Origin of the sequence: Chitinimonas sp., from assembly GCF_041904975.1 — a bacterium.
GTDB lineage: Bacteria > Pseudomonadota > Gammaproteobacteria > Burkholderiales > Chitinimonadaceae > Chitinimonas.
Genome location: NZ_JAYRLZ010000080.1, coordinates 6,819 through 16,483 on the forward strand (window position 1 = coordinate 6,819; position 9,665 = coordinate 16,483).

At 61.0% G+C, this 9,665-nt stretch carries 12 protein-coding genes; 3 read left to right on the forward strand and 9 right to left on the reverse strand.

Annotated elements, in window-relative coordinates; genetic code table 11:
* Window positions 1–1,150: diguanylate cyclase (locus ACE3OH_RS09655; RefSeq protein WP_374351324.1), on the forward strand; the 1,150-nt coding region annotated here is incomplete at its 5' end.
* Between the two features lie 7 nt (window positions 1,151–1,157).
* Here the strand turns inward: ACE3OH_RS09655 and dnaB are convergent.
* Entirely contained in the window at window positions 1,158–2,582 is a 1,425-nt protein-coding gene (dnaB, locus tag ACE3OH_RS09660) for a replicative DNA helicase (RefSeq protein ID WP_374351326.1), read from the reverse strand.
* Window positions 2,583–2,673: 91 nt separating this feature from the next.
* On the opposite strand from dnaB, the gene ACE3OH_RS09665 reads away from it, so the two are divergent.
* Together ACE3OH_RS09665 and ACE3OH_RS09670 are read left to right on the forward strand one after the other, a co-directional pair.
* Entirely contained in the window at window positions 2,674–3,102 is a 429-nt protein-coding gene (locus ACE3OH_RS09665; protein ID WP_374351328.1) for a type II toxin-antitoxin system RatA family toxin, read from the forward strand.
* Between the two features lie 8 nt (window positions 3,103–3,110).
* On the forward strand, window positions 3,111–3,407 hold the full coding sequence (locus ACE3OH_RS09670) for an RnfH family protein (RefSeq protein ID WP_374351346.1): 297 nt from the start codon (window positions 3,111–3,113) through the stop codon (window positions 3,405–3,407).
* 14 nt (window positions 3,408–3,421) lie between these two features.
* Here ACE3OH_RS09670 and ACE3OH_RS09675 read toward each other — a convergent pair whose 3' ends face one another.
* From ACE3OH_RS09675 to ACE3OH_RS09710, 8 genes are all read right to left on the reverse strand, one after another.
* Window positions 3,422–3,847, reverse strand: a complete 426-nt coding sequence (locus tag ACE3OH_RS09675) for a DUF4124 domain-containing protein (protein ID WP_374351330.1) — start codon at window positions 3,845–3,847, stop codon at window positions 3,422–3,424.
* Window positions 3,844–5,382: a DNA recombination protein RmuC gene (gene rmuC / locus ACE3OH_RS09680; protein WP_374351332.1), complete on the reverse strand. Its 1,539-nt coding sequence runs from the start codon at window positions 5,380–5,382 to the stop codon at window positions 3,844–3,846. The genes ACE3OH_RS09675 and rmuC overlap by 4 nt, the downstream gene beginning before the upstream one ends.
* A 70-nt stretch (window positions 5,383–5,452) precedes the next feature.
* The gene (locus tag ACE3OH_RS09685) at window positions 5,453–5,782 is read right to left on the reverse strand and encodes an AzlD domain-containing protein (protein WP_374351334.1); all 330 of its coding nucleotides are present in this window, start codon (window positions 5,780–5,782) and stop codon (window positions 5,453–5,455) included.
* A complete protein-coding gene (locus ACE3OH_RS09690; RefSeq protein WP_374351336.1) occupies window positions 5,779–6,492 on the reverse strand; it encodes an AzlC family ABC transporter permease in 714 nt (237 codons plus the stop codon). The genes ACE3OH_RS09685 and ACE3OH_RS09690 overlap by 4 nt, the downstream gene beginning before the upstream one ends.
* A 34-nt stretch (window positions 6,493–6,526) precedes the next feature.
* Entirely contained in the window at window positions 6,527–7,198 is a 672-nt protein-coding gene (locus tag ACE3OH_RS09695) for a glutathione S-transferase family protein (protein WP_374351338.1), read from the reverse strand.
* A gap of 61 nt (window positions 7,199–7,259) precedes the next feature.
* Window positions 7,260–8,045: an MOSC domain-containing protein gene (locus tag ACE3OH_RS09700; RefSeq protein ID WP_374351340.1), complete on the reverse strand. Its 786-nt coding sequence runs from the start codon at window positions 8,043–8,045 to the stop codon at window positions 7,260–7,262.
* Window positions 8,046–8,162: 117 nt separating this feature from the next.
* On the reverse strand, window positions 8,163–8,975 hold the full coding sequence (folE2, locus tag ACE3OH_RS09705) for a GTP cyclohydrolase FolE2 (protein WP_374351342.1): 813 nt from the start codon (window positions 8,973–8,975) through the stop codon (window positions 8,163–8,165).
* Window positions 8,976–9,382: 407 nt separating this feature from the next.
* Window positions 9,383–9,665 (reverse strand): transketolase C-terminal domain-containing protein (locus ACE3OH_RS09710; RefSeq protein WP_374351344.1); only part of this gene is annotated, 283 nt, incomplete at its 5' end.

A 9,665-nucleotide genomic window follows, 5' to 3' on the forward strand; every position in this document is an offset into this window, starting at 1 on the left:
CATTTATGAATCGCTATACCGCCATCTGCAAGTGCTGCTGGATGTGTTTTCCTTCTTTATCCTCGCTCCCGATGCCGATTGGCAGAATCAGACGGTGGTCTATGGCATGGAGGATGGGCAGCCGGTCGAGCCGCTTACCCTGCCGTTTCGCGCCGATGGCCCGGGGCGCCGCTGCCTGCAAGAGCGGCGCGCGGTGGTGGTCAATGACAGCCCGGGCAGCGTAGCGCCGATTCCGGGCACGGTGGAGACGCTCAGCATCATGTGCGCGCCGCTGATTGTCGGCGACCGCCTGCAGGGCTTGCTGACAGTACAGTCGCCCAGCGTAATGGCCTATGGCGAGCGGGAACTGGCCATTTTCAAGAGTCTGGTTGCCTATGGCGCCATTGCCCTCGATAACGCCAATACCTATGAGCGACTACAGCTCACCTTGGCCGAATTGCGCAGCAGCAAGGCGCAGCTGGAAGAAATGAGCCTGACCGACCCGCTCACCGGCCTGCGCAACCGGCGCTTTTTGCTCCAGCATCTCGATGCCGATGTGGAACTGACCCAGCGCCACTATGCCAACTGGCTACGTCATCCGGAGCAGGCCGAGCCGGTAGAGATGGGCATGCTGTTCTTTGTGGTGGATATCGATCACTTCAAGGCCGTCAACGATATCCACGGCCATGCGGCTGGCGACCAGGTGCTGGTGGGCATGCGGCAGCGCCTGCAGCAGGTGTTTCGCGCAGCCGATTATCTGGTGCGCTGGGGCGGGGAGGAGTTTCTGATCGTGGCGCGCCAGACGCGCCGCCACGACGCACGCATCATCGCCGAACGGGTGCGCGCGGCGGTAGCCGGCGAAACCTTTGCGCTGGAAGGCAGTGTCGACCTGCCCAAGACCTGCTCGATCGGCTTTGCCAGCTATCCCTTCTTTCCACGGCAAGCTGATGCCCTTTCGTGGGCACAGGTGGTCGAGCTGGCCGACCAGTGCCTATATATGGCGAAACGGGCCGGACGCAACTGCTGGGCCGGCGCGCTGGGCCTCGACACCACGCAAGCACCGCCCGATATCACTACCCTGCTGCAACAACCGCTGCAGGCAGCGCAGTCGGGCTATCTGCAGATCCTGCAGTCTTTTCCTGATGCGTCGGCGCCTGCTACCCCGATCTAGGCACGGCTTACTCGCCCGACTCCCAACCGCCATGGGCGGCATTTTCAAAGCGCGACCAGTGACCGAGGAAGGTCAGTTTGACGATGCCGGTCGGGCCGTTCCGGTGTTTACCGACGATGACTTCAGCCAGGCCCTTGTCGGGTGAATCCGGGTTGTAGTAGTCATCGCGGTACAGGAACATGATCAAGTCGGCATCCTGTTCAATGGCGCCTGATTCACGCAAGTCCGACATCATCGGCCGCTTGTTGGGACGCTGCTCTACCGAGCGCGATAGCTGCGACAGCGCGATGATCGGCACCCGCAATTCCTTGGCCAGGCCCTTGAGCGAGCGGGAAATTTCACCGAGCTCGGTGGCGCGATTCTGGTCACGCCCCGAGCCGCTCATCAGCTGGATATAGTCGAGCACGATCAGGCCAAGCTTGCCATCGTGCTGGCGCGCCAGACGGCGGGCGCGGGCGCGGACTTCCAGTGCGGTCAGCGCCGGCGTCTCATCGATATAGATCGGCGCCTCGCTCAGTTTGCCGGCGGCATAGGTGAGCTTTTGCCAATCATCATCTTCCAGCCGGCCGGTCTTGATCTTGTGCTGATCCAGCCGGCCGACCGAGCCGATCATCCGCATGGCGAGCTGGGCGCCGCCCATTTCCATCGAGAAAATCGCTACCGGCAAGTTGCTATCGATCGCCACGTTTTCCGCGATATTCACCGAAAACGCGGTTTTACCCATCGACGGGCGGCCCGCCACGATGATCAGGTCGCCCGGCTGCATGCCCGAGGTGCGCGCATCCAGGTCGGCAAAGCCGGTCGGCACCCCGGTTACCTCGTCGGGGTTCTCGCGGCTATACAGCTCATCGATGCGGTTGACCACTTCCTTGAGCAGGTCGGGCATGGCCAGAAAGCCCTGCTTGCCGCGCGCCGACTGTTCGGCGATCTCGAATACTTTCGACTCGGCCTCATCCAGGATGGAAGCCGCTTCGCGGCCATTCGGGTTGTAGGCCGCATCGGCGATCTCGGTACCGATGCCGGCCAGCTGGCGCATGATCGAGCGCTCGCGCACGATTTCGCCATAGCGCTTGATATTGGCGGCACTCGGCACATTCTGTGCCAGGCTCGCCAGGTAAGTGAGACCGCCGATAAAGATCAGCTGGTTATGGTTATCAAGCGATTCGGCCACGGTAACCGCATCGGCCGGCCGGCCCGATTCCACCAGGCGCGAGATATGCCGGAAGATGATGCGGTGGTCTTCGCGGTAGAAGTCCGACTCGGTCACCACGTCGGCAATCCGGTCCCAGGCGCCATTCTCGATCAGCAGGCCACCGAGCACCGATTGCTCGGCCTCCACCGAGTGCGGCGGGGTGCGGATCGCCGCCAGCTGCGGGTCATCGCGGTCGTGATCGGCGTTAAAATGGTCGTCGAGATCGTGGTCAAATTGCATATGCGGCTGCCGGCGGTTAGGATGCGCGGCGCCGAGCATGTGCTCCGGCTCGCCGCGAAGCCCGCCATTCTACCAGCCTGCTTACCCTCCCATGCCGCAAGTCCATAAATCCGTATTGCTCGGCCATTCCGCCGGGAAGATGTTCGAGCTGATCGATCGGGTGGAGGACTATCCGCGTTTTCTGCCCTGGTGCGGCGGGACCGAAGTGCATCTACGCGATGCGGAGTGGACCATTGCCACCATCGGCATCGACTATCTGGGCCTGAAAACCGGCTTTACCACCGAGAATCGCAAACAGCCCGGCTTGATCAGCCTGGAACTCAAGGATGGGCCGTTTCGCAGCCTGACGGGGGCCTGGCGCTTTGTTGCACTGGATGAAAGCGCCTGCAAGGTGGCATTCGAGCTGGATTACGAGTTTTCCAGCAAGACGCTGGAAGCCATGATCGGGCCGGTGTTCAGCAAAATCACCGGCAGTTTTGTCGATGCTTTCGTCAAGGAAGCAGACAGGCGCTACGGATGAATACCACCATGCTGACCATCGAAGTGGTGTATGCCAGCGCGAGCGCGCAACAATTGGTGAAGCTGGCGCTGGCCGAGGGCTGTACGGCAGGCGAGGCAATCACCCGATCCGGCCTGTTGGCACGGTTTCCCGAGATCGACCTGGCGCAGCAGCGCATCGGCATTTTCAGCCGCCTGTGCACCCGGGACACCCGGCTACGCGATGGCGACCGGGTAGAAATCTATCGCCCCTTACTGGCCGACCCGAAAGAGTCGCGCCGCGAACGGGTTGCTGCCGTGCGCGCACGTACCGGCAAACTCAAATAAGACCGCGAGCGGCCTTACTGGGCCGCCTGCTCGCACAATCGGTCGCGTTCGCGACGCATGCGTTCGACCTCATCCACCTTCCCTTGCGCCCCGATTACTTGCTCTTCGCCATTTTTGTCGCGCACGCGCAATAGCTCGGCGTCTGCTGCGGTCTGGTGATTCTGGGTAGCGATGCGGCAATTTTCCTCGGCTGCCTTTTTGTCGAACTTGGGTTTGCCGCGATCGCCCTTGGCATCGACTACGTTGGGTGTGCTGGCCGGCGCAGTAAAGCCACCACTGGCGGGCTTTACCTTGATCGCCTGCGCCTTCGCTTCGGGCGGCGGTTGGTCGCTGAACTGGGTCTTGCCATTGGCATCGACCCATTTGTACACCTGCGCCGATGCGCTACCAAGAACAAGCAGCATGGACAGAGTGGCAATACACAGGCGGGCATTCATCATGGGGTTTCCTTCAATTCCAGCGCGGTCAACGGCTCGCCAGCCTGGCCGTCTTCCAGGCGGACATGTTCGATTTCGACAAAGCGTTTGCTGATTTTCTCACTGCTGATCTGCACCTGCTGCGCATCTTCATGCGCTTGGCGGATATGGGTGGCAAGATTCTTCATGCGCTGGTCAAAGCGGCGGAAGTCTTCCGACAATCGTTGCAGCGCCGCCTTGATGATATGCACTTGCTGGCGCGTTTCCACATCCTTGATCACTGCCCGAGCCGTATTGAGCACCGCCATCATGGTAGTGGGCGACACCAGCCATACCCGGCGGCCCATTGCATACTGCACCAGATCGGGATGATAGGCATGGATCTCAGCAAATACTGCCTCGGCCGGGATGAACATCACCGCGCCATCTGCCGTTTCCCCCGGCACGATGTATTTGCTGGAAATGGCATCGATATGGGCGCGGATGTCGGCCTTGAACTGGCGCTGCGCAGCAGTGCGCTCCACCTCCACCAGCTGCGGGCCGAACATGCGGTGATAGTTTTCCAGCGGGAACTTGGCATCCACCGCCACCCGCCCGGTCGGCTCCGGTAGCTCAAGCAGGCAGTCGGCGCGCAGGCCATTTCCCAAGGTGGCCTGGAACTGATAACTATTCGAGGGCAGCACATTGCGCACCAGGCTCTCCAGCTGCACCTCGCCAAATGCGCCGCGCGAGCGCTTGTCGCCGAGCAGTTCCTGCAGGCTGATCACATTGGTGGTCAGTCCATCGATCTTCTTTTGCGCTTCATCGATGGTGGCCAGGCGCGCCATCACGCTGGCAAAGGTTTCATTGGTCTTTTTGAATCCTTCGTCGAGCCGCTCGCTGACCTTGCCGGAAATCTGCTCCAGTCGGGTACTGACCATTTCATTGAGCTGGGCGATGGCCTTGCTCAGTTGATCCGAGGTATTGCTCAGGGTTTTGAGCAGCATCTCCTGCTGCGCCCTGCCCTGCTCGGACAGAACCCGCCCTACCGTTTCCAGCAATTCGCTGCGCAGCAGATCCTGCTTTTGCTGCAAGGTCTGGGCTATGTCAGCCAGCTGGCGCAGCAGCGCCTCCCGGTTATCGGCCAGGGCCTGGCTTTGCGCCAGCTGCATGGCTTGCAAGGCGTTGGTTTGCGCCAGCTGGGCGGCTTGCATGGCGTCTTGCTGGCTGGCGCGCAATTGCTCCAGATTCAGCCGGGTGTCTTTGAGCTCGGCTGCCACGCTGTCTCGCAGACGGTCAAACGACTGGATCACACTGTCGCGCAGGCGATCGCTGCTTTCCAGCATGCCAGTGCGCAGGCGTTCGCCCTGCTGGCCAAAACCCTGGTTCAACACCTCGGCCTGGCGCTGCAGACCGCTATGCAGATCATTGAGCAGCGCACGATGTTTTTCTTCCAGCTGGCCGGTGAGCATTTCCAGCGCATCGCGCTGCAACTGGGCCAATTGCCCGAGCCGGTACACCACCAAAGCGCCAGCCAGCAAAACCACCAGCGCCAGCAAGCCAAACAGGATCTCGATCATGAAACTACCCGCCAAACACAATGGGCGCCGATGATACGCGCAAAGCACCGCCTCACCCAGCCGCCAGCCATCAATTGAACAGCCAGCGCCAGATGAAATAGACCGTCATGCTCGAAGCAATGGCCGCCAGCAAATGCTGGTAACGCCAGGCAATCAGCGCGCTGAGCAAGGCTCCGACCAGCCAGGCATTGCGCCAGTGCAGCCCCCAATAGGCACCATCGGCGGGCAGTAACACCATGGGCACGGTGATGGCAGTCAACACCGCCACCGGCACAAAGCGCAAGGCCTGCCGGATACGTGGTGGAAAACGCAGGCGTTCGCCCAAGGCAAAGAAGGTGTAGCGGATGGCAAAGGTAATCAGCGTCATGCCGCCGATCAGGCCGACTTCGAATAGATTCATGGCTGTGCCTCGCCCTGGGGACCTTCCAGCCATACGCCCACCACCACCCCAGCCACGGCTGCCAGCATCAGGCCCAACTTGTACGGCAGGCTGGCGGCTAGCAAGGCCACCACAGCTGACGCAGCTGCTGCAGCAAGCATCGGCCGCGAGCACAGCATGGGCGCGACAATGCCGGTAAAGGTGGCGGCCATGGCAAATTCCAGCCCGAGTTTATCAATGCCGTGCACCGATCTACCCAACACCACGCCGGCCAGCGTCCACACAAACCAGTTGCCATACATGGCGAGACAGGAACCAAGGAAATACCAGTGTTTATGGCGCGAGCCATCACCGGCAGCGTAGCGCTGCTGCACCACCGCAAAGCTCTCGTCAGTAAGCCAGAACGCCAGCGGCGCCCGCCAGCGATGCGGCAAATGGGCGACATGGGGCAGCAAGGTGGCCGAATACAAGGCATGACGCAGATTGACCACCAGGGTGGTCAGCATGATGACCACCAAGCTGGCACCGCCCGACACCAAGGTGAGCGCAATGAATTGCGAGGAGCCGGCAAATACCAGTAGCGACATGGCCAGGGTAGCACCGACCGACAGACCGGACGGCCCGGCCAGTGTGCCAAAGATCAGGCCAAACGGTGCGGCACCCAGCAGCATGGGCAAGGTATCGCGCGCGCCGCGCCAGCATTCCTCAGCGGGTGTAGGGGACTCATGCATCAGGCGTACTGGACCCAAGCCATGCACTGACCGCTCAACCGCCCAGACTGAACGGCCCACCTACTTCCAGCGCCTTCTGGTAGGCCGGCCGCGCCCGGATGCGCTTGAGATAGTCCAGCAGATGCGGCCGCGTTGCATCGAGCCGGCCGCGCATATCGGCCGCTTCGATCGGAAAGCTCATCTGGATATCGGCGGCGCTGAACTGCTCGCCGGCAAACCAGGGCTGCTTGGCCAATTCGGCATCCATATAGTCCAGATGCAGCTTCAACTGCGGCTCGATAAATGCTTGTTCGACCTTGTGGGCAATGCCATGGGCAATCGGCTTGATAAAGAACGGCATGGGTGCCGCGCGCACCTTGGAAAACACCAGGCTCAGCAGCAGAGGCGGCATGGCCGAGCCCTCGGCGTAATGCATCCAGTAGCGATAGCGCAGGCGCTCGGGGCTGCCAGCCGCCGGCTGCAAGCGGCCACCGCCGTACTGCTCGACCAGATATTCAAGAATGGCGCCCGATTCCGCGACTGTATTCTCGCCATCGGTAATGACCGGTGATTTGCCAAGCGGATGCACCGCCTTCAATTCGGCTGGCGCCAGCATGGTCGCCGCATCACGCTGATAGCGCTTTACTTCGTAGGGCAGGCCCAACTCCTCCAGCAGCCACAGTACCCGCTGCGAGCGCGAATTGTTCAAGTGATGAAGCGTAATCATGGCAGGCCCTCGTCCAGGCAAATTGATTCAACAGCAGCGCGCAGGTTTGGCGCGCTGCCAATCAGGCAAGCACTTCGACCGTATCACCCAGCTGGATTCGCCCTTGATTGAGGGCGATCAGATTGATGCCAAAGCGTGTGCCATCGTCAAAGCGTCGATAGCCGGCCAGCGTCAGCAAGGGCTGGCGATCGGGCGCGGGCACGGCGCTATCGGGGTCGATGGTGATAAAGATGCAGCGGGTGCAAGGTTTGACATGCTCGAATTCCACCTCGCCGATGCGGATGCGTTGCCAAGTATCTTCTTCAAACGCCACAGCGGTATCCACCAGCAAATTGCTGCGGAACTGGCGAATGCCGACCGGCTGGGCCAGTCGACTATTCAGGTCGTCGAGCGAAGCGCGGCCAACCAGCAGCAAGGGGTAGCCATCGGCAAAACCCACCGGTATCGACGGCGCCCGCTTGGCCCGGCGGCTGGTATTGGCATCGGTATACAGCAGGCGGCAATGGCTGCCGAGATAGTTGGAGAACCAGAAGTCCGCCTCATCGCTTCCAGCCCGTGCCTGGAAGGCATTGCCCCATACCTCGGCCGGCACACCATCGCGCATCTGCGCATGCTCAACCCGCAAGGGCTGCATGCCCGGCGCGGAAAAAGTCGCGCCAGCGTCATCTGCCGCCACCTCGATCAGAACCAGACGCGGGTGCTGGCGACCGGTGAGGAATTTGCCCTGTTCGTCGGCCAACATCCAGCGCCGGTCATGCTCGATGCCCAGCGCATCAATGCGTGCCGACTGCAAAAGATTGCCGCGACAGGATTTCAGCGGGTGGCTATAGAGTTCGGTTAAACGCATCAAGGGCTCCACTGCAGTCACGGCCCGGCAGTCTGCCTGCTGGAGCCACGCCGGGCAAGAGCCCCTGCGGTCATTGTCGATGTTCAGCCCGAGGCAAGGAGCGTGGAGGCGGCCCGATCAGCCAAGCTGCTGCCGCTTGTCCCGCTCGATCAAGGCATAGGCTGAGTGATTGTGGATGGACTCGAAGTTTTCGGTTTCCACCACATAGGCCTCGATACGGGCATCGGCATCGAGCCGCGCTGCCACATCGCGCACCATGTCTTCGACGAATTTCGGGTTCTCGTAAGCGCGCTCGGTGATGTATTTCTCGTCGGTGCGCTTGAGCAGGCCGAACACCTCGCAGGATGCCTCATCCTCGGCCACCCGGATCAAATCCTCGATCCACACATCGCCAGTGGTTTCGGCGGTGATGGTGACGTGGGAGCGCTGGTTGTGGGCGCCATACTGGGAAATCTCTTTCGAGCACGGGCACAGGCTGGTGGCAGCCACCACCACCTTGAGCTTCTGGGTGAAACGGCCTTGCTTGATTTCACCGATCAAGGTGACGTCGTAATCCATCAGGCTTTGCACACCCGAAACCGGCGCTGTCTTGTTCACAAAATACGGGAAACGCATTTCCACATACCCGGCATCCGCTTCCAGGGTGCTGACCATCTCGCGCAGCATGGCCTCGAACGAGTGCACCGATACCGCCTCGTTGCGCTCGTTCAAGATCTTCACAAAGCGCGACATATGGGTGCCCTTGTACTGCTGCGGCAAGAACACATACATATCGAAAGTGGCAACGGTCTGCTGTACGCCCTGAGTCTTGTCCGACACCTTCACCGGATGCCGGATCGATTTGATACCGACCTTGTTGATGGCGATATTGCGGGTGTCGAGCGAGCCTTGCACATCGGCGATGGCGGCGGGAGTGTGAGGGGCGTTCATGGTTGGGTCCTGTTGCATATCGGGGCCATTTTCCTGGAATGCTTGCAAAATCGCGGACGGCGCGGGCCAGGCATTGCCCGATGCTGCTTGCCAGCAAATCCTGCAGATAGTCTGTCGCAGCTCGGGCAATACCCGAGTGTTCTTATCAACAATTGGGGGCAAGTCTAGCCGATTCAAGCCAGGCGACTTATTGAATCTGCCAATCGGGCTGATAGCGCGGGAGCCTTGGCCTGGGCGCAGTCACGGCAACAAGTCCGCAATGGGCGATCAGGATCGCCACATGGACTTTCGGTATCCATCGGGCAGTGAAACACGGCATAGCCGTCCCGCCACTGCTTCCTGCAGTTCGCACCGTTGCAGGCCGGCGCAGCATGCACCCGCCTTCATCCAGCGATGCCCGCCACGCGTCAAGCCGCCAGCGCTGTCAATTTATTGCGAATTGCCTGCTCGATGCCGGCCGCATCCAGCCCGCACTCAGCCAGCAATACGGCCGGGTCGCCATGGTCAACATAGCGGTCCGGCAGACCAAGCTGCAGCACGGGTTTCGCCATGCCAGCTGCCGCTAGCGCTTCCAGCACCGCACTACCGGCACCACCCATGATGGCGTTTTCTTCTACCGTCACGATCAATTCATGCTCAGCCGCCAGTTGCTTGACCAAGTCGGCGTCAAGCGGCTTGACCCAGCGCATA

What these genes read in the sequence shown, in the direction of transcription:
- ACE3OH_RS09690 (WP_374351336.1), bottom strand. Translation starts at nt 6,492, where the DNA reads ATGCATGAGTCCCCTACACCCGCTGAGGAATGCTGGCGCGGCGCGCGC.
- ACE3OH_RS09670 (WP_374351346.1), top strand. Translation starts at nt 3,111, where the DNA reads ATGCTGACCATCGAAGTGGTGTATGCCAGCGCGAGCGCGCAACAATTG.
- ACE3OH_RS09665 (WP_374351328.1), top strand. Translation starts at nt 2,674, where the DNA reads ATGCCGCAAGTCCATAAATCCGTATTGCTCGGCCATTCCGCCGGGAAG.
- dnaB (WP_374351326.1), bottom strand. Translation starts at nt 2,582, where the DNA reads ATGCAATTTGACCACGATCTCGACGACCATTTTAACGCCGATCACGAC.
- rmuC (WP_374351332.1), bottom strand. Translation starts at nt 5,382, where the DNA reads ATGATCGAGATCCTGTTTGGCTTGCTGGCGCTGGTGGTTTTGCTGGCT.
- ACE3OH_RS09675 (WP_374351330.1), bottom strand. Translation starts at nt 3,847, where the DNA reads ATGATGAATGCCCGCCTGTGTATTGCCACTCTGTCCATGCTGCTTGTT.
- ACE3OH_RS09700 (WP_374351340.1), bottom strand. Translation starts at nt 8,045, where the DNA reads ATGCGTTTAACCGAACTCTATAGCCACCCGCTGAAATCCTGTCGCGGC.
- folE2 (WP_374351342.1), bottom strand. Translation starts at nt 8,975, where the DNA reads ATGAACGCCCCTCACACTCCCGCCGCCATCGCCGATGTGCAAGGCTCG.
- ACE3OH_RS09695 (WP_374351338.1), bottom strand. Translation starts at nt 7,198, where the DNA reads ATGATTACGCTTCATCACTTGAACAATTCGCGCTCGCAGCGGGTACTG.
- ACE3OH_RS09685 (WP_374351334.1), bottom strand. Translation starts at nt 5,782, where the DNA reads ATGAATCTATTCGAAGTCGGCCTGATCGGCGGCATGACGCTGATTACC.